Annotated in this window: 14 protein-coding genes and 1 tRNA gene; 9 read left to right on the forward strand and 6 right to left on the reverse strand. The window is 63.5% G+C overall.

From position 1 onward, the window contains the following. Positions 1-2: 2 nt before the first annotated feature. Genes AC1DD3_RS08665 through AC1DD3_RS08675 form a run of 3 tightly spaced genes read right to left on the reverse strand, consistent with a single transcriptional unit; the run spans position 3 to position 2565 of the window. Positions 3-1136 (reverse strand): glycosyltransferase family 4 protein, encoded by a 1134-nt coding sequence (locus AC1DD3_RS08665; RefSeq protein WP_230120181.1) that lies wholly within the window; start codon positions 1134-1136, stop codon positions 3-5. Between the two features lie 7 nt (positions 1137-1143). Continuing rightward, positions 1144-1542, reverse strand: a complete 399-nt coding sequence (locus AC1DD3_RS08670; protein ID WP_230120180.1) for a 6-pyruvoyl trahydropterin synthase family protein — start codon at positions 1540-1542, stop codon at positions 1144-1146. A 3-nt stretch (positions 1543-1545) separates the two neighbouring features. Then, positions 1546-2565 (reverse strand): zinc-dependent alcohol dehydrogenase, encoded by a 1020-nt coding sequence (locus AC1DD3_RS08675; RefSeq protein WP_230120179.1) that lies wholly within the window; start codon positions 2563-2565, stop codon positions 1546-1548. A 127-nt stretch (positions 2566-2692) separates the two neighbouring features. Between AC1DD3_RS08675 and AC1DD3_RS08680 the strand changes: the two genes are divergently transcribed. The 4 genes from AC1DD3_RS08680 (at position 2693) to AC1DD3_RS08695 (ending at position 5797) form a co-directional block, all read left to right on the forward strand. Beyond that, positions 2693-2782, forward strand: a tRNA-Ser gene (locus AC1DD3_RS08680). A gap of 445 nt (positions 2783-3227) precedes the next feature. Next, on the forward strand, positions 3228-4184 hold the full coding sequence (locus AC1DD3_RS08685; protein ID WP_476881432.1) for a hypothetical protein: 957 nt from the start codon (positions 3228-3230) through the stop codon (positions 4182-4184). After that, positions 4156-4485, forward strand: a complete 330-nt coding sequence (locus AC1DD3_RS08690; RefSeq protein WP_476881433.1) for a hypothetical protein — start codon at positions 4156-4158, stop codon at positions 4483-4485. Before AC1DD3_RS08685 ends, AC1DD3_RS08690 begins: the two co-directional genes overlap by 29 nt. A 1060-nt stretch (positions 4486-5545) precedes the next feature. Beyond that, the gene (locus AC1DD3_RS08695) at positions 5546-5797 is read left to right on the forward strand and encodes a hypothetical protein (RefSeq protein WP_476881434.1); all 252 of its coding nucleotides are present in this window, start codon (positions 5546-5548) and stop codon (positions 5795-5797) included. 167 nt (positions 5798-5964) lie between these two features. Here AC1DD3_RS08695 and AC1DD3_RS08700 read toward each other — a convergent pair whose 3' ends face one another. The 3 genes from AC1DD3_RS08700 to AC1DD3_RS08710 all read right to left on the reverse strand — a co-directional run bounded on the left by AC1DD3_RS08700 (position 5965) and on the right by AC1DD3_RS08710 (position 7761). Then, positions 5965-6213, reverse strand: coding sequence for a hypothetical protein (locus AC1DD3_RS08700; RefSeq protein WP_476881435.1), 249 nt, complete (start codon positions 6211-6213; stop codon positions 5965-5967). Between the two features lie 137 nt (positions 6214-6350). Further along, entirely contained in the window at positions 6351-7031 is a 681-nt protein-coding gene (locus AC1DD3_RS08705) for a DUF4352 domain-containing protein (RefSeq protein ID WP_476881436.1), read from the reverse strand. Between the two features lie 55 nt (positions 7032-7086). Next, positions 7087-7761 carry a hypothetical protein gene (locus AC1DD3_RS08710; protein WP_476881437.1) on the reverse strand — a complete coding sequence of 225 codons (675 nt, stop codon included), beginning with the start codon at positions 7759-7761 and terminating at the stop codon, positions 7087-7089. 244 nt (positions 7762-8005) lie between these two features. On the opposite strand from AC1DD3_RS08710, the gene AC1DD3_RS08715 reads away from it, so the two are divergent. Genes AC1DD3_RS08715 through AC1DD3_RS08735 form a run of 5 tightly spaced genes read left to right on the forward strand, consistent with a single transcriptional unit; the run spans position 8006 to position 17223 of the window. Next, entirely contained in the window at positions 8006-10069 is a 2064-nt protein-coding gene (locus AC1DD3_RS08715) for a hypothetical protein (RefSeq protein WP_476881438.1), read from the forward strand. Continuing rightward, positions 10070-11701 (forward strand): class I SAM-dependent DNA methyltransferase, encoded by a 1632-nt coding sequence (locus AC1DD3_RS08720; RefSeq protein ID WP_476881439.1) that lies wholly within the window; start codon positions 10070-10072, stop codon positions 11699-11701. Then, a complete protein-coding gene (locus AC1DD3_RS08725) occupies positions 11694-12899 on the forward strand; it encodes a restriction endonuclease subunit S (protein ID WP_476881440.1) in 1206 nt (401 codons plus the stop codon). Before AC1DD3_RS08720 ends, AC1DD3_RS08725 begins: the two co-directional genes overlap by 8 nt. Then, positions 12896-14002, forward strand: a complete 1107-nt coding sequence (locus AC1DD3_RS08730) for a PDDEXK nuclease domain-containing protein (RefSeq protein WP_476881441.1) — start codon at positions 12896-12898, stop codon at positions 14000-14002. Before AC1DD3_RS08725 ends, AC1DD3_RS08730 begins: the two co-directional genes overlap by 4 nt. Then, the gene (locus AC1DD3_RS08735; protein WP_476881442.1) at positions 13999-17223 is read left to right on the forward strand and encodes a type I restriction endonuclease subunit R; all 3225 of its coding nucleotides are present in this window, start codon (positions 13999-14001) and stop codon (positions 17221-17223) included. Before AC1DD3_RS08730 ends, AC1DD3_RS08735 begins: the two co-directional genes overlap by 4 nt. Positions 17224-17775: the final 552 nt, after the last annotated feature.

Here is a 17775-nt window from a genome sequence, read left to right on the forward strand (position 1 = left end):
GCTCATTGTCCACTAGCAAGCCGGTCCGAGGAATGGCCGGGCCCCGGAGCCGTTCCGCCGATGATTTCCAGGACGTGCCGGGCGGTCGCGTGCCAGCCGGGAAGCCGGTCCCGTCCGGCGAGCGCCGCCTGGCGCCACTGCGCTTGCAGCTCCGGCGTGGTGAGCCAGCTGCGCAGCACCGCTTCGAGTGGTGCCGGGTCTGTGTCGAGGACGACGGCGGCCCCCGGCAGCCGCATTCCGCCGCGTTCCGGCGCATCCGGGTTCACGGCACCCAGGTTCAGTGCTTCGACGGCGCCCGTGCCGCTGCGGACCACCACGGGAACGCCGTGAGCGAGCGACTCGGTAACCACCATCCCGAACGCCTCCACCCTGGACACGAGCAGACTTAGATCCGCCGCATGCCACTGCTCTTCCAGCGCGGATCCCGTCAGTTCGCCGGCAAGCCGCACGCGGCCCTCCAGCCCGTACCCGCCCAGCGCCGCCCTGACTTCCCGCGCGTAGTCCGGGTCCGCCTCATCAGAACCGACCAGCGCCGCCGTCCACGGCAGGTCCTGCACCTGGGCCAGGGCGCCGAGGAGGAGCAGCTGGTCCTTGTTCGGCAGCAAGGCGGCCACGGAGAGAATGTGCGGCGGCTCGGAACCCGCGGCCGGCTCGGCTTTCTCCGTTCCGGGCAGCGCCACGTGGACGCGGGCGGCGCCGTGACGCCGGGTGATCTCAGCCGCGGCAGAGCCGCTTGTGCAGATCACGCCGGCGGAAGCGCGGAGGGCGCGGATCTCCAGTTCCGGATGGTCGATCAGCGGCATGTGCAGCAGGATCCACGGGCGTTGCCCGCCGGCGACGGCCGCTTCCAGCGCTTCAGGGGCGCCGGAGGCGACGAGCCCGTCCAGGATCGTCACGGTTCCCCCTGCCGATAATCCCCGGGCCGGGTCACCGGTGCCGGACCGCAGCAGGCCAGCCAGCCGCCGTCGTTCTTCACTGCTGCCTACCGGCCAGGTGCCCCCCACCGGTTCCACGTCCACGCTGACGCCCAGCTGCGAGAGTCCGTGCGCCAGTGCCGCGTTATAGACGTTGCCGCCCGAATTGTGGCGGATGTTCCCGGGGACGAGCAGCCGGACGGCGGCCGGACGGGGTTGCATGGTGCAGCTAGCCGCGGGACAGGTCGAGGGCGAAGGAGGCCCAGGCGTCCGGGTTTTCCCGCAGCGTGACGTCCAGGCCGGACAGCTCGCGGCCGTCGGTGTCGTCCCGCAGCTGATCCGCCACGGCCTCGGCGATGTACTGGGCCAGTGCCTCCGTGGTGCTCAGTTTGCCGGCGAAGTCCGGGTGGTCGTCCAGGTTGCGGTAGTTGAGTCCCGCGAGGACCTCTTCGATGATCCCGCCCGCGGCGCCGATGTCCAGGACGATGGCGTCGTCGTTGAGCGAACGACGACGGAAGGTCACCTCCGCCACGAAGGTTGCCCCGTGCAGGGCCTGGGCGGGCCCGAACGCCTCCCGGGGAAGGCTGTGGGCGATCATGAAATGGCGTCGGACGGTCAGGCTGAACACTGGTTACCTCTTCGTTTCGGTTGACGGGTACTTGCGTGAGTAGTCAATGACGTGGCACAGCGCATCCAGGCTGCCGTCCGAGAGCCGCTGGACGACCTCGGGCAGCTCCCTGAATGCTGAGGCGCCGGTCAGGAAGGCATCAAAGACAGGGTCCTCCAGCAGCGACACGGCAAGGTCCAGCCGGTCGGCGGTGGTGCGGCGGTGGCGGCGGGCCCGCGCAACGGCTCCCACCTGGCTCGCACGGATGGACAGCCGGCGGGCGTGGAAGTCCTCCCCCAGTGGGAGGGTGACTTTGCGGTCCGCGTACCAGGACATCTCGATGATCTCGCCTTCGTCGCCCACGAGCTTGAGGCTGCGTTCCAGGCCGCCCTCCGAGGCCGAGCAGTGGAAGACGATGTCGCAGTCCGGCAGGGCGTCGTCGGGGTGGGCAAAGTCCACGCCCAGGGCATCGGCGAGCTCCTTGCGCGCCGGGTCCAGGTCCACAAGCTGGAGCCTCGCCAAGGGGAACGTGCGGAGCAGCGTGGCCACCATGCCCCCCACCAGTCCCGCGCCGATCACCGCGATGCGGTCGCCCAGCCTCGGCCCGGCCTCCCACAGCGCGTTGACGGCGGTTTCCACGGTGCCGGTGAGCACCGCCCGGCGGGGAGGGACGGCGTCGGGAACACGGGTCAGCGCGGAAACCGGAACAACGTACCGGTCCTGGTGCGGGTGGAGGCAGAACACCGCCTGCCCGACCCAGCTCTCCGGGCCCTCCTCCACGACTCCCACGGAGAGGTATCCGAACTTCACCGGCGAGGGGAAGGAACCCTCCTGGTACGGGGCGCGCATCTGCTCCGCCACACAGGGCGGAACAGCGGCACGGTGCACCACGAGTTCGGTGCCCTTGCTGATGCCCGAATACAGGGTTCGGACCATAGCCTCATCGGGGCCAGGACGGCGAAGCTCCTCGGTGCGGAGCTCACCCTGGTCCGGGCCGGTGGTCCAATATGAGGTCGCTTGTGCGGTCTGCTGGGAAGTAGTCATCTTGCTTATGAATCTAGTGCCCGGCCGCGTTTCCGGGGAAGAGGAGGCCCGGCGTGGCCCACCTGGCGGACCGCTGCAGAGTGCCGTTTTGGGGATGGAGGCCTTGCTCCGGTACCCTATACAGGTTGGTGACGTGTCCGAGCGGCCGAAGGTGCAACACTCGAAATGTTGTTTGGTGTCAAAGCCAACGTGGGTTCAAATCCCACCGTCACCGCCACGTAGCAAGGCCCCTGCTTCCCTTTATTTACAAAGGAAGCAGGGGCCTTTGCTTTGCCCACGGTGGACACATTGGCAAAGAATTGGCAAAACTTCCACACAGAGCGCCAGACCAGCGGCTGAATGTTCGTCCCACCTATGGCCCCGGCTCACCGGTTCTTGTTCACAGTTGAGCAGGTAGGTCGGAACCCTGGTTGCGTCACATCCCCACACGATTCTCTGCTTGGGATCCGGTGTTCGCTATGGCAGATTTGACAGAGAAGACAACTCATCGACGGCGGAGACTGACAGCCACCTGCTAAAGCGCCAGAGTAGGCTCAGTCAGTTGGCTAGGTCCATACGGCGAGAAAACATCCTTCTCCAACAACCAAGAGCCGCTCCTAGCAGAATGCCTGCGCCTAAAAACGGAAACAAAGATTGGGGACCTGACCGTGCCGAAGAGGACATTGGGACTGACCACGCTGCAGTTCAAACGACAGAAGAAGCGGGCGACGGCGCCGCTGGACGACTTTTCGCCGTTCGGACTACTGACGATGTTTCACGAGTACGTCACCTCAGTGGATCCCGACAAGCTTCTCGACACCGTGAAGAAGCGGTACACCCTCATCACTAACATCCATGCTCAGGGGTGTGCAGTTTTCGTAGACATCGAGTTTGGCCACTACGGCAGTGTAGGTAAAACGTTCAACATTACCGACCACAGCGTGGAGCATGAACGGTCTGATGACCACTCCGCCACCATCATGACTCGCTTGGCCTTCGTTGTCCCACCGAAGGCCAAGACAGGCATCTTCTGCATCGAGCGGGAGGGGATAAGCGGTGGAGGGGCCCGCGTAGTTGAACGCTTTAAGGACGCTCTTATCGCCGACTTCGGCGACCTTCACCACTTCCCCACCGAAACAGTCGTAGAAGCTGATGCGTGGCGCAAGGATGCTGAACTGAGTCAGATCAAGACAACGGCCCGGAAATGGCGATCGAACATTGCTGCTGGGTCAACCACAACGCACACGGTTCCACTAGGTACCCTGCGGCAGGAACTGGTTCCAGAATCCGGTGTCAAGTATTTCCCCCGCTGGCTGAGGGACGCGGTTATGAACCGCAGCCTCAAAATGACCGAATATTTGGGTTTTGCCGACGATGACGACGTGGAAGTCGTTATCGAACTGCAGAAGGGCGAGCAGACCAAGAAGTTTGTCGTAGGTAAGGAGAAGACTCCTAGCGTACGGATTATGTTGAGCGATGACGGGCAGCCATCGCTGGACGAATCGACGTTTCGTTACCGGGTGTTCCGCGAAGCCGAGACCTACTACACTGCGAATGGGTTCACGTGGCAGCCTTCATGGGAGCAAACTAACTGGCTGGGGGTCGACGCAGATGGCAAATGGGATCATCCACACGCCTAACCTCGAGCAGGACGGGCAGCACTTGAACCACTTCCACACGTTCCGGCATCACCGGACAGGTGTCCTCGTGTGGGGGCTGGTGCTACCGGCATACCTACCCCCGATCGCGGCGGCGGTTCTGGCATTCATATTCGACTGGCGACTCTCTGGTGTCGCCGAACTCATCGCGGGCACGGCTGTGCTTGCCGGCTTCCTTTTTGCCCTGATGATCTTCGTTTTCCAGCTTCGGCTGCAAATTACCCACGACCCCCGGGTCCAGGAACGCCTTAACCTGCCCCGCCTTGTCGACGAGTTATTTTAAAACGTCCTGTACTCGGCGCTCGTCTCCCTCGCTTTCACCCTGGCCGTCGTCGTCTCCACCGTCACGGCTCCCGTTCCAGCCGTTGGCCCCATCCGCCTCGACCTATGGCCGTCGATGGTCGTGGTGGCGCTAGGGGCACACCTCATAGGGTTGCTGTACGTCGTCATACAGCGCACCCAGGCTGCGTATAGAGAGCTAACTACCGACACCGTGGAATGAACTAAACCCGCCTAAGCCGCCGATCTCCTCCAGGCTTGCTTGCCGACGTACTCAGGCTGGAACGCTTCCGGTCTCGACCTCGAACCGAGAACATTGCCGTTGACGGCACCAAACAGGGGCATAGAGCGGAGCTCGCCCACTGAACCAACCCTATGAGCGGCGAGTTCCCGCAATGGCCGTTCGGGACTGGTTGGTGGCGAAAGACGCCGCGCGGACACCAAGACAGCGGTCGCGCGGGCATCCTGGTCAGACGGGCTCAGAGCCAGCATCCACGGAAGGCGGTCACTCGTGCGAGCGGCAAGCGTTCCATCCTTCTTGCTGCGCCGGTGGCAAGGTGTGCCACAGTTCCGACAGAGCGGCCCCCGCCCGGTCACCGCTTTCGGAAATCAGCACAAGGGACTCTCCGTCGCGGTCGGTGATCTCGACGGGTGGTCAGCCGCAGCCGCAAAAACGCTACCGGAAGCGGTGCTCAGTTCAAATGGCTGAAAGTCGCTCGGGATTTGGTTGATGCGCGCATGCATCAGCACTGACTCGGGGCGTGTTCTGAAGTCTGGCCGACCGCTTGCTCGTGCGTCGAGCGCTCTTGATATCACCGCCCACAACATAACGGTCATTATGTTGTGGATTATCTGCGCACTCACGACCGAAGAGCGACCAGCACCCTGATTGGTGTTTGCGCGACGATCCGCCGGTATCGGAACCTGCGCCGGCAGGGTTTTGCCGCGGGTGCCTCGGGAGGATCGGCTTAGCTCCCGCTAAGCCGACGTCGCCTCATACTCCCGGACTAGGTCCGAAGCGCCCCCCCTTGTGCAATGGCGGAACGCCATGTAAGAGTGCGCCCATGAATGAACCCGCTGCTAAGGTCGCGCGCAAACTCAGCACACTTCCAGTTCGTGTGTCTCGCCAAATGACCGCCACCGAGTATCAGGTTCGCGTGGCCGAGGTCCTCAACCTTTTTGACATAGAAGCAGTGGGTGACGAAACGGGCGTGCACTACGGGGGCGAGGGCGTTGCGCTGGAAGATCAGCCTCTACTCGCGGCCATTCGCGTACTCATTGGAAGGCGGTTCGGCGTCCCGGACGATCTACAGTAGCCCGACAGGAGGTGACCTTCGGAACTAATGTCGCGTTCCCTGGTCTTGGTCTGGACGAAGGGGTGACATCGGTCGTTCCAACCGTCACACCGGTCCTGAATCAAAGTGCCATTCGCGACCGAGAAGAAGCCGACCCTGACGAGGGCCAGCCGACTTGATGGTGTGCCCTATTCGCCCTTGGCCAGGGACGGTGCCTTCTTGGACTTCGGAGACGAGGTGCTAGTACCACGGGAATTCCGCGAGTTCAGGGGAGGGGTGGCGGTGGCTGCGTCGATCTTGGCTGCCTCCTGGTGAACTTGGCACTGGCAGTCCGCCCGCTCCGGGTCGGCGAGGTGCTTATTTGCCACGCCGTATCCTACGGCAATGGCGAACAAGCCGAGTTCGCGGAGTATAGCTTTGATGTTGATGTTGGGCATTACGAGAACTCCTTGTAAACGCTAGTCGGCCTGCTGGCCAGAGGGCTGGTGTAGCGGTCCTGCGGGTCAAGCCAGGACAGCTGCTGGGTCAGGGGCGTCCCGGATCCACCGGATCTGGCCGGATTTCTATGATCATGTCACGGGGCGATCTGGATGCGCGCGGCTTCCTGCATCAGCGGGTCGGAGATCATGACCGTCACCGGTCCGGGTGCCACGTCGAAGGCGATGAAGCCGCGGGACTTGTCGCCGGGCAGGATCTTGCCGGACCCGAGCTGGTCGTCCACGAACAAGTTCTGGTCGGCCTTGCGGCCATTGGCATCCTTGGCCGAGAAATAGAACGGATTCGAGCTGGTCTCCCCCGACATCGTCTCCCAGAGTATGTCTAGGAGCAGGTACGAGCCGTTCTTCGCCGGCGACGAGAACTGCGTGTTCACAGATGTCTTGCGGACGGCCGAGAGGATAGTGATCCTGGCGACGTCGCCGTTACCGAGATCCATGGTGAAGGGCTTGCCCACGGTGGGAGCGGCGGGCGCCTTTGGTGCCTCGGGCGCGGGGCTGGCAACTGCTGCCTGTGCGGGCTGAGCACTGGCGGATTCTGGGGTTACGGCGACCGGAGACGTCGTTGAGCTTGCGGCAGCAGGTGCCGACGCCGAAGCGTCGCTGGCTGATTTGACTCCACCGCCGCAGGATCCAAGAACGATGCTCAGCAGGACAAGCCCTGCCGGAATCACGAAGCGCTTCTTCTTGTAGAAGGGGCGCTTGGCCGCAGGGGGTGCTGCCGCAGTCGGCGGGATGGGTTCGAAGCTCTGGTGGGTCATGGGATGCCTTTCATAAGTGATGAATCAAGTGGTTGGTGAGGCCGGGCAGCGCCGGTTACTGCCTCGTCCAGGTGCCACAGCGGCTGGACTTGAAGTCCTGGCCGGCGGAGAGTGCCACGGCGGGACGGCCGCCGCCGGGGATGTCGTTTTCGATGATGTTGCTGCCGTTGCTGCCGGTCTCGTAGATGCCCCAGTAGCAGCTGGATCCGACATCGGCAGTGGCCCGGTAGGTTCCGGCGGCGATGTCCTTGCCGACCGTCCAGGTCCCGTCGGACACCGTGTTGGCGGCTTTTTCTTTTTCGGCGGCAGTTACGGCTTCTTCGCGTTTTTTGACAGCTGCCTCGGCGGTCTTCACGGCAGCCTCGGCCTTGCCGACTTCGGTCTCCCGTGCATGGACCTTCGCCTCCTTGTCGGCAATGCCACTCTGAAGCACCGCGTAGTCGGATTTGAGCGAGTCGTAATCGGACCGGAGGGAGTCCCGCTCGGACTCGGCACCCGCCTTTTCGTCGGCCATGCTCCGGTACGCCTCGCTGGCTTTGGGATCAGGCAGCGTCGTGCCAAATGTAGTTCCGCCAGCCACCAGGACGCCGGTCAAGAGCACACCAAGAACCTGCTTTTTGCGGCCAGTCCGGCGCGGTGATTTGCCTGTCCCAGCCGACTCAGCCTCCGGCTCCAAGGCGGTTCCTGCGTGCTCGGTGCCGGGCGCCGGCGTGGTGTTTTCGGTCTTCATGGTTTCTCCCCAAGGTCTCAATCGAAGAAGGACCGGCGGCGGGATACCCAGCCCCCAATGCGTGGTTCCCCGCCGCCGCTACAGCTCCGAAAGATTTCCTTCCTGCGCTGCAGAAATGAACCTAGGGGGCAGCGGCCGCTCACTACCCTGAGACTGCTGATAACCCCCCTTATCAGGTCATTAATTGCCTTGTGGGACCATGCGACTAAGCTGGGCGAACGACCACGACAGATTGGGGGCAGCCATGGACACATCCACCGGATCCTTGCACATGACGCTCCCCGATGTTGCTGCCCTGGCGAAGGTCCAGCGGCCCGTGGTCTCCATGTGGCGCAAGCGGAGCAGCGGCAGCCAGTTTCCGTTTCCGGAAGCATCCTGCCAGATCAACGGCATGGAGCTGTTCGACGCCGGCGACATCGCTGCCTGGCTTGAGGCAACGGGCCGCGGCAATAACCCCGAGGCCCGGAACGACATCGCGGCCTTCGCCAGGATGATGGCTCCAGCCAACGCGGAGGGACAAGACGGCCGCCGGATGTTTAACGGCCTGACCTCACTGCTAGCCCTGAAGGTCATCACCGGTCAGGAACTCAGCCGAAGCACCACGGACGAACTGCTTGACGCCGCCGATGAAGCGGACCCGGATGACCTCTTCCTTTACGCAGAGCTTGAAGCCCTGGGCCCTGAGCTTTCCGCACTGGCCGGCTTCACCGACAGGCTAGCGGACAGTGCCTTCAGCGCACCGGCTGCTTTCGAGAAGCTGCTGGCCCGGCGGTTCCGGGAAGGACTGCGCGAACAATCCGACACAGCCCTGACGGACCCGGCACTGGACCTTGTGGCATCGGCTGCCATGGAACTGGCGCAAAAGCTGGATGCGCCACCGTTTGTCGATGCGACGCCAGGCGGCAGTGACGTAATGCTCCGCATCGTCCAGCAGTTCGGCGAGACCCGGCCGCTGACACTGCTCATCGGAGACCACAACGGCGGCCCGGCACGCCTTGCCCGGCGACGCCTGATGGTGCACGGGGCCGACAGCGAACACGTTGAAATCGACGCCCAGGGCGCCTTCTCGGTCAACGGACCCGCCGTCCATGTGGCGCAGTATCCGGCCCCCGGCGAACCAGGACTTGGCACCACGGAAATCCTTGAAGCCATCGAGAACACCGTGCTCCAGATGGATGACCGCCAGCGCGCCGTGGTGATCGCCCCGGCCCGGCTGCTGTGCGACCCACTCAGCGGCGAGGCGGGCCGGCTCCGCTCGGACCTCCTGCGCTCCGGCAGGATCCGTGCCGTGATCAGGCTCCAGGCCGGCCTCCTGCCCGCGAAGCCGCGGGAGCCCCAGGCCCTGTGGGTGCTGGGACCGTGCTACGAGGAGGTGCCCATCGCCGAACGTTGGACCATGGTCGCCGACCTCAGCACAACGCCCCTCACCCCGGATGTCCGGCAGGACCTGATCAGCGACATCGTTGCCTCGATGGGCACCCGCGCCACCATCCGTGCGCACTCCTTCAGGTTTGCCAAGCTGCCGCAGACCCGCGTCCTTCTCGCCCGCAAGGGCTCGCTCGTCGAGGCACCGCCGGTCAAGAGGCGCGCAACGTCGGCCAACGGAGCCGAGGCAGCGCTTCGAATCGAGGAACTCATCCGCTTCCTGTTGCACGAGCAGCCAGGGCTGCCTGCGATTCCCGAGGTTCAGCCCGCCGCACACGGCAACCAGCCAGGCGCGGCTCCTGTACAGGATCTGATTACTGCCGGAAACCTCCGCTACCTCAACGGCAACCGGCTGGACGAGAGCCGTTTCAACCCCAGGGAAGGCCGCAGGGTCCTCGGCGGCCAGGAGCTCCGGAATCCCCATAGCGCGAGACCCCGGTTCATCAGCCTCCTGGACTTCACCGCCGCATGCCCCAACGGACGCCCGACCGAGCCCGGTGACGTCGTCTTCTGCACCAGCCCGCGGCCCGCCGCAAAGGTCGACCATGAGGGCGGCAACGTCGTCGTCTTCCCTGCCCGGATCCTGAGGATCGATGACGGTGATCCCGGTGGTCTGATGCCCGACGTGGTGGCCGCAGACATCAACAGTCTCCCGGAAGCCGCCAAAGTCTGGCGCAACTGGCGCCTGCGCCGCACGCCGGACGCCGGACGGCAGCCGCTCATGCAGGTTCTTGCCGTGCTTCAACACGAACAGCAGGAGGGCCGCCGGCGCCTCGAACGGCTGGAAGAACTCGCCACCCTGGTTACGGACGGCGTAGCGGGCGGAAGCCTCACCCTGACACACCCATCTCCAAACGCCGCACCAATAGAAGGAACTGAATAAATGCCCCAGAAAATAAAGGTGGACCTCGCCCCGTCCACCATGAAGGAACTCAAGGACACGCTCTGGAAGGCCGCGGACAAACTGCGCGGCTCCATGGATGCCTCACAGTACAAGGACGTTATCCTCGGGCTGGTGTTCCTGAAGTACGTCTCGGACGCGTTCGACGAACGCCGTAATCAGATCCAGGCCGAGTTGGAGGCCGACGGGCTCAACGAGGAGCAGATCGCCCAGCTGATCGACGACGTCGATGAATACACCAGCCGCGGCGTGTTCTGGGTCTCCGGGCGGGCGCGCTGGAGCTACCTGGCGGAGAACGCCAAGGGCCTGCCCGCGATGGACGGCGCCGCCCCCAAGTCGATCGGGCTGCTCATCGACGACGCCATGGACCTCATCATGACCGACAACAAATCCTTGGCTGCCACGCTCCCCCGAATCTACAACCGCGACAACGTGGACCAGCGCCGCCTCGGCGAACTCCTGGACCTGTTCAACTCGGCACGCTTCACCGGGCAGGGCGCCAGCAAGGCCCGCGACCTGCTCGGGGAGGTCTACGAATACTTCCTGGAAAAGTTCGCCAAAGCCGAAGGCAAGCGCGGCGGCGAGTTCTACACCCCCGCCGGCGTGGTCCGCGTCCTCGTCGAAGTCCTGGAGCCGCTCCGCGGCCGCGTCTACGATCCCTGCTGCGGATCCGGCGGTATGTTCGTCCAGGCTGAGAAGTTCCTGGAGGCCCACAACATGGAGGGCTCGGACATCTCCGTCTACGGCCAGGAGCTCAACGAGCGGACCTGGCGGATGGCGAAGATGAACCTCGCCATCCACGGGCTGAACGCCAACCTTGCTTCCCGCTGGGGCGACACCTTCGCCCGCGACCAGCACCCGGAGCTGACCGGGAACAACGGCGCAGACTTCATCATGGCCAACCCGCCCTTCAACATCAAGGTCTGGTCCCGCTCGGAATCGGATCCGCGCTGGAAGTACGGCGTTCCTCCGGCCGGCAACGCCAACTACGCCTGGATCCAGCACATCATCTCCAAGCTCGCGCCGGGCGGCAGTGCCGGCGTGGTCATGGCCAACGGGTCAATGTCCTCCAACTCCGGCGGCGAGGGCGAGATCCGGGCCCAGCTCGTCGAGGCCGACCTTGTCTCCTGCATGGTGGCGCTGCCAACGCAGCTTTTCCGTAGCACGGGCATCCCCGTCTGCACGTGGTTCTTCGCCAAGGACAAGACCGCCGGCAAGAAGGGATCAATCGACCGCACCGGACAGGTGCTGTTCATCGACGCACGAAACCTGGGCTACATGGTGGATCGGGCCGAGCGCGCGCTGTCCGACGAGGACATCGCCAAGATCGCCAATACCTATCACGCCTGGCGCGGGACTGCTTCGGCTGTTGAAGCAGGGCTGACGTACGAAGACGAGGCCGGCTTCTGCTACTCCGCCAGCCTCGCGGAGATTAAGGCAGCAGACTACGCGCTAACGCCGGGTCGCTACGTTGGGGCTGTCGATGTCGAGGACGACGGCGAGCCCATTGAGGAGAAAATTGCGCGGCTGTCAAAGGAGCTGTTTGCTCAGTTCGAGGAGTCCGAGCGTCGGGCACGTCTGGTGCGTGAGCAGTTGGGACGAGTAGATGTCTGAGCGGCGAACCCGTCCTCTTTCCTCCTATATCAGGATCAAGCACGGCTTCGCCTTTCCAGGAACTGGATTTAGTGATGATCCGTCGTTTCCAACACTCGTGACTCCGGGGAATTTCGCCATTGGCGGCGGATTCAAGGGTACGAAGACAAAGACGTACTCCGGGGAGTACCCGCCTGAATACAAGCTGTCGCCCGGCGATCTGATGGTCTCCATGACCGATCTCAGCAAAGAGGGCGACACGCTCGGCCTGCCGGCCATTGTTCCGGAAGGAAATTTCCTCCACAACCAACGAATTGGACTGGTCGAGATTATCGATCCGAACGTTGACTCGCGTTTCTTGAGCTACTTCCTTCGCACGGACTCTTATCGAGCTCATATTTTGGCCACGGCGTCCGGGAGCACGGTTCGCCATACGAGTCCGTCACGCATCGGTGCATTCGAGACATGTCTCCCTTCCCTTAACGCCCAACGATCCATTGCAGAAGTGCTGGGTGCGCTCGACGACAAGATCGCCGCCAACACCAAAATTTCGGCTATTTCCAGTGATCTAGCTGGTCTCCTATACGACCGGGAAGCTGCCCGCGTAGAGAGTCAGCCAATGAGTAAGGTCCTTAGGCCGATTCTGGGTGGAACACCCGCACGGTCGAAGGGCGAGGAGTTTTGGGGCGGGGCCCGACTCTGGGCGTCGGCCAAGGACATCACAGGAGCCGACTTTGGCGTTGTGACAGACACAGCCGAGAAGATCACGGATCGTGCTGTGGATACAACAAAAGTCAAAGCACTTCCCAGTGGGAGCGTCATCCTTACCGCGCGCGGTACCGTCGGCGCCGTAGGCCGTCTTGCCGTTCCCGCGTCTTTCAACCAGTCTTGCTATGGCTTTGTGCCAGGACTTGTTCCAGCTGCGGTCCTCTACTTTGGGGTTCTACGCGCCACTGAGCGAGCAAAAGAAATTGCCCACGGCTCGGTTTTCGACACCATCACGATGAAGACTTTCGATCATTTGTCCGTCCCGGACTTCAATTCCACGGAATTGGCAACGACGGAAGCCATCTTGGGCCCGTTGATGGAATCCATTACTGCGGCCGTTGTCCAGAACCGCACCCTTGCCGCAACCCGTGACGCCCTTCTCCCCCAGCTCATGTCAGGCAAGCTGCGGGTCAAGGACGCCGAAAAGATCCTGGAGGACGCAGGCGTATGAGCCGGGGCGGAGGTGAGATCCAGCCGGGAGCCCGGCAATACTCCACGGATGCGTCGTTTCCAGCCACGCCGGCGGTCAGTGCCATGCCGGAGTCGTATCCCGAGCTGCTTGCCTCCGTCACCCGCCAGGTCAGCACCGGTCGGTCCACAGCAATTAGCGCTGCCGACCAGCAGCTGCTGGCCAGCTATTTCGCCATCGGGCAGGACATCCCGGACCGGCAGACCCTTGAAGGCTGGGGCGCCAGGATCATAGACAGGCTCTCCGCGGATCTGAAGGACCAGTTCCCGGGTGCCTCCGGGTTTTCGCCGCGAAACCTTAAGCACATGCGGGCATTCAGCGAAACGTGGCCGGCCGGGGCAATTGTGCAAGCGCCGCTTGCACAATTGCCCTGGTACCACCATCTGACACTGATCCAGAAGCTCAACAACGCCGAGACCCGCCTCTGGTACGCGACGGCCGCCGTTGAGCACGGCTGGTCGCGCAATGTCCTGGTCCACCAGATCGAGTCGAGGCTACACGAGCGTTCCGGGCAGGCAATCACCAACTTCTCTGCGACCCTGCCGGCGTCGGACACTGACCTTGCCCGGCGGTCCCTTAAGGATCCGTACGTCTTTGACGTCCTGGCGTTGACCGACCGCCGCAACGAGGGGAAACTCGAGCACCAGTTGATCCAGCACGTGGAGAAGTTCCTGCTGGAACTGGGGCAGGGCTCCGCGTTCGTCGGCGAGCAGGTCCGGCTGGAGATCAACGGCGACGAGTTCTTCGCTGACCTGCTGTTCTACCACCCCAAGCTGCGCTGCTACGTGGTCATCGAGCTCAAGACCACCAAATTTGAACCCGGTTTCCTCGGGCAGCTGGGCATGTACATGGCAGCCGTTGACGACCTGCTGGCCCACGCCGACTACAAGCCCACCATCGGCCTCCTTCTGTGCAAGGAGAAGAACAACGTGGTGTCCGAGTATGCGCTCCGGGGATACAAAGCACCGATCGGTGTCGCCGAATGGACAGACACCGTGGTCAAGTCGCTGCCCGAAGAATTCAACGCCAGCCTGCCCAGCATCCGCGAACTCGAAGCCGAGCTTTCGCTAGACATTCCAGAATGACATCCGCTCCAACAGGAGGATCCACCGTGACAACAGCACCAGCCATAGCCTTTTCCGAAGCCGAATGGGAGGGCATGGCCCTTGAGCTCCTGGCCGAGCCGCTCGGCTGGCGGCCTATGTCCGGGCAGGCCATCGCCCCCGGCACCGGCGAGCGGAACACTTGGGACGAGCTGCTGATCCGTCCCCGGTTGCTCGCCGCGCTGCAGAAATTCAACCCGGAGGTTCCCGCCGAGTACCTGCAGCAGGCCCTTGCTGAGATTGCCGCGCCCAAATCCAACGACGCCATCACCGAGAACCACCGCATCCACAACTACCTGGTGGACGGCTACCGGCTCAGCTACATCGACTCCGACGGCAACGAAGCCAACCCCACTATCCACCTGCTGAGCCAGGACCCCGACCAGAACGACTGGCTCGCCGTCAACCAGGTCACCCTGGTCCACGGCGACTACAACCGCCGCTTCGACGTCGTCCTGTACTGCAACGGCATGCCGGTGAGCGTCATGGAGCTGAAGAAGGCCGGCAGCGCCACCGCTGACGTGGCCTCAGCGCACGCCCAGCTGCAGACGTACCTGCGCGAGTTCCCCATGGCATTCAGATTCTGTGTGTTCACGCTCGCCTCCGACGGGATCCAGGCCAAATACGGCACGCCGTTCACTCCCCTCAACCACTTCTCGCCCTGGAACGTGGACGACGATGGTCTGCCCGTCGCTCCCGGCTACATGGAGGACGGGGTTGCCGTCACGGCGCTGGAGACAGCCCTCAACGGCCTGTACAACCAGGAGCGCTTCCTTCAGCTGACCCGCAGCTTCACGGCGTTCGACGAGGGCTCCGACGGGCTCGTGAAGCGCATCGCCAAGCCGCACCAGTACTTCGCCGTGACCAAGGCCGTGGGCAGCACCGTCCAGGCGGTGGAAAGCAACGGCAAGGCCGGCGTCGTCTGGCACACCCAGGGCTCCGGCAAATCTATGGAGATGGAGCTCTACGCCAACCTGGTGGCCCGGCACCCCAAGCTAAAGAACCCGACAGTCGTCGTCATCACGGACCGCAATGAACTCGACGGCCAGCTGTTCGAGGGCTTTGACCGGAGTCTGCTGCTGGCCGAATCGCCCAGGCAGATCCGGAAGCGCTCCGAGCTGCGGGAAGAACTGAGCAACCGCACGACCGGCGGCATCTACTTCACCACCCTGCAGAAGTTCGGACGCAGCAAGGCCGAGAAAGACGCCGGCACCGAGCACCCGCTGCTGTCCGACCGGCGCAACATCATCGTGGTGGTGGATGAGGCACACCGCTCGCACTACGACGACCTGGACGGTTACGCCCGGCACCTGCGGGACGCCCTGCCGCACGCGACCCTGATCGCGTTCACCGGCACGCCCATCTCCTTCGACGACCGGAACACGCAAGACGTGTTCGGCGAGTACATTGACGTCTACGATCTTTCCCGAGCCGTCACAGACGGCGCCACAGTGCCGGTGTACTTCGAGCCCCGGCTGATCAAGGTGGGCCTGGCGTCCGAGGTCACCGAGGAGATCCTGGACCAGGCGGCCGACGAGGCCACGCTGGGCCTGGACGACACGGAGCGGGCCCGGCTCGAGGCGAGCGTCGCGGTGGTGAATGCCGTCTACGGTGCCCCGCAGCGTATCGCAGCGCTGGCCGAAGACCTGGTCGAGCACTGGGAGAGCCGGCGGGCCCAGATGGGCAAGTTCATCGAATCGCCGGGCAAGGCGATGATCGTGGGCGGGACGCGGGAGATCTGCGCAAAGCTGTACACGGCGATCGTGGAACTGCGCCCCGGCTGGCATTCCAATGACCTGGCCAAAGGCAAAATCAAAGTCGTCTACTCCGGTGACGCCACCGATGTGCCGCCGGTGTCCGACCATGTGCGCCGCGACTCCGCCAACGCGACCATCAAGGAACGGCTCAAGGACGTCGACGATGAGCTGGAGCTCGTGATCGTCAAAGACATGATGCTCACCGGCTACGACTCCCCGCCGCTGCACACGCTGTACCTGGACCGGCCGCTGAAGGGCGCGCTGCTGATGCAGACCTTGGCCCGGGTGAACCGGACTTTCCGCGGCAAGAAGGACGGGCTGCTGGTGGCCTATGCCCCGCTGGCCGAGAATCTGGCGAAGGCCTTGGGCGAGTACACAAAGGATGACCAGGCCAACAAGCCGGTCGGCCGGAACGTGGATGAGGCCATTGGGCTGACGGTTTCGCTGGTGGAAACGCTCCGTGGGCTGCTCGCGGGGTATGACTGGAAATCTGTACTGATGCGGGGCGGCCCCAAAGCCTTCGTCAGCGCTGCTACAGGCGCAGCCAACTACCTGCGGAGCCCTGAGACTCCGGGGAACCGCCCGGCTGAGGGCGAGGAGACCTTGGCCTCCAAATACCGTCGGCACTCGGGCCAGCTGTCCCGGGCGTGGGCGCTCTGCTCGGGCTCAGACACCCTGGCCGAGCTGCGGCCGGAGATCCAGGTCTACGAGGAGACCCGCGTGTACATGGCCAAGTTCGACGCCGCAGACCGCCAGGCCAGCGGTGAGCCCGTTCCTGAGGAGATTCAGCGGCTGCTCGGTAACCTGATCGCATCGGCAACGTCGTCGGGCGAGGTACTGGACATCTACGAGGCGGCCGGCATGCCAAAACCCTCACTGGACGACCTAACACCGGAGTTCATCGCCAAGACCCAGAAGGCCCGTAACCCACAGCTGGCCATTGAGGCGCTGCGGAAGCTCATCGCCGATGAGTCGGCTGTGGCAACACGAAACAACGTGATCCGCCAGCGTGCGTTCTCCGAGCGCATCACCGAGCTGATGAGGAAGTACACCAACCAGCAGCTGACGTCGGCGGAGGTCATTGCCGAGCTGGTGGAGTTGGCGCGCGAGGTCGCAGCTGAAGGCAACCGCGGATCGCACTTCACTCCCCCTCTAGACTCGGACGAGCTTGCGTTCTACGATGCCGTGGCCTCCAACGAGTCAGCCGTGGAGGTCCAGGGCGACGGCATACTTGCGGACATTGCCCGGGAACTGGTGTCCGTGATGCGCCGGGATATCCGGACGGACTGGACGGTACGCGATGACGTTAGGGCCAAGTTGCGGTCCTCAATCAAGCGGCTCCTTGTCCGCTTCGGCTATCCGCCGGACAAGCAGCCCGAGGCGATCAAGTTGGTCATGGAGCAGATGGAGTCGATGGCGCCCCGGTTCGCGGAGGCACGTGGATGATGGGCCCTTCCAACCGCAGGAGCGAGATCGAGTCGCTCGCGGATGCGGCAGAAGTGCTTCGAGTGCTCAGTGACACGGGTGAGCTGACTCAGACTCAATTTTCTCCGGCAGCGGGCCCATCTCGTGTCGGAACTGCACCGTCACCGGCAGGAACTCAAACATGTCGATCCCCAGCTCTCTTTGGACACGAGGCAAATACTGCGAAGAGTGCCTCCTGAACTTACCCGGGAGCAAGCAAGGACCCTGGCGTCTGTGCGTAAGCGGGCAGAGGAATACCTGACTCGCAGCCATCCACGCGATCAGGCAGGAAAAGATGGGCTACTCAGGCAGCTGGACAGGGTCATAGAGTTCCTCAAGCCGGCGGTCGACGCCTTCCCGGAAACCACGGCTATGGAGAAGTACAGGGCTCGGGTCTTGGCCGTCGAAATCCGGGAAGCACGCCCAGTGACTGAACGCCCAGGCCGCCGCATGCGGGGTCTTAGTGGCGGACTGCCGGGGCAGGGCAAACGACAATAGCTCTCCAGTGAAATGTCACGCAGACGGCCGTGGAAT

The sequence above is a fragment of the Arthrobacter sp. 05T444 genome (assembly GCF_056395905.1).

Excerpts from the sequence above, each read along its gene's own strand:
- AC1DD3_RS08705 (WP_476881436.1), bottom strand. The coding sequence starts at position 7,031 with ATGACCCACCAGAGCTTCGAACCCATCCCGCCGACTGCGGCAGCACCC.
- AC1DD3_RS08730 (WP_476881441.1), top strand. The coding sequence starts at position 12,896 with ATGAGCCGGGGCGGAGGTGAGATCCAGCCGGGAGCCCGGCAATACTCC.
- AC1DD3_RS08720 (WP_476881439.1), top strand. The coding sequence starts at position 10,070 with ATGCCCCAGAAAATAAAGGTGGACCTCGCCCCGTCCACCATGAAGGAA.
- AC1DD3_RS08665 (WP_230120181.1), bottom strand. The coding sequence starts at position 1,136 with ATGCAACCCCGTCCGGCCGCCGTCCGGCTGCTCGTCCCCGGGAACATC.
- AC1DD3_RS08690 (WP_476881433.1), top strand. The coding sequence starts at position 4,156 with ATGGCAAATGGGATCATCCACACGCCTAACCTCGAGCAGGACGGGCAG.
- AC1DD3_RS08725 (WP_476881440.1), top strand. The coding sequence starts at position 11,694 with ATGTCTGAGCGGCGAACCCGTCCTCTTTCCTCCTATATCAGGATCAAG.
- AC1DD3_RS08700 (WP_476881435.1), bottom strand. The coding sequence starts at position 6,213 with ATGCCCAACATCAACATCAAAGCTATACTCCGCGAACTCGGCTTGTTC.
- AC1DD3_RS08675 (WP_230120179.1), bottom strand. The coding sequence starts at position 2,565 with ATGACTACTTCCCAGCAGACCGCACAAGCGACCTCATATTGGACCACC.
- AC1DD3_RS08710 (WP_476881437.1), bottom strand. The coding sequence starts at position 7,761 with ATGAAGACCGAAAACACCACGCCGGCGCCCGGCACCGAGCACGCAGGA.
- AC1DD3_RS08695 (WP_476881434.1), top strand. The coding sequence starts at position 5,546 with ATGAATGAACCCGCTGCTAAGGTCGCGCGCAAACTCAGCACACTTCCA.
- AC1DD3_RS08715 (WP_476881438.1), top strand. The coding sequence starts at position 8,006 with ATGGACACATCCACCGGATCCTTGCACATGACGCTCCCCGATGTTGCT.
- AC1DD3_RS08735 (WP_476881442.1), top strand. The coding sequence starts at position 13,999 with ATGACATCCGCTCCAACAGGAGGATCCACCGTGACAACAGCACCAGCC.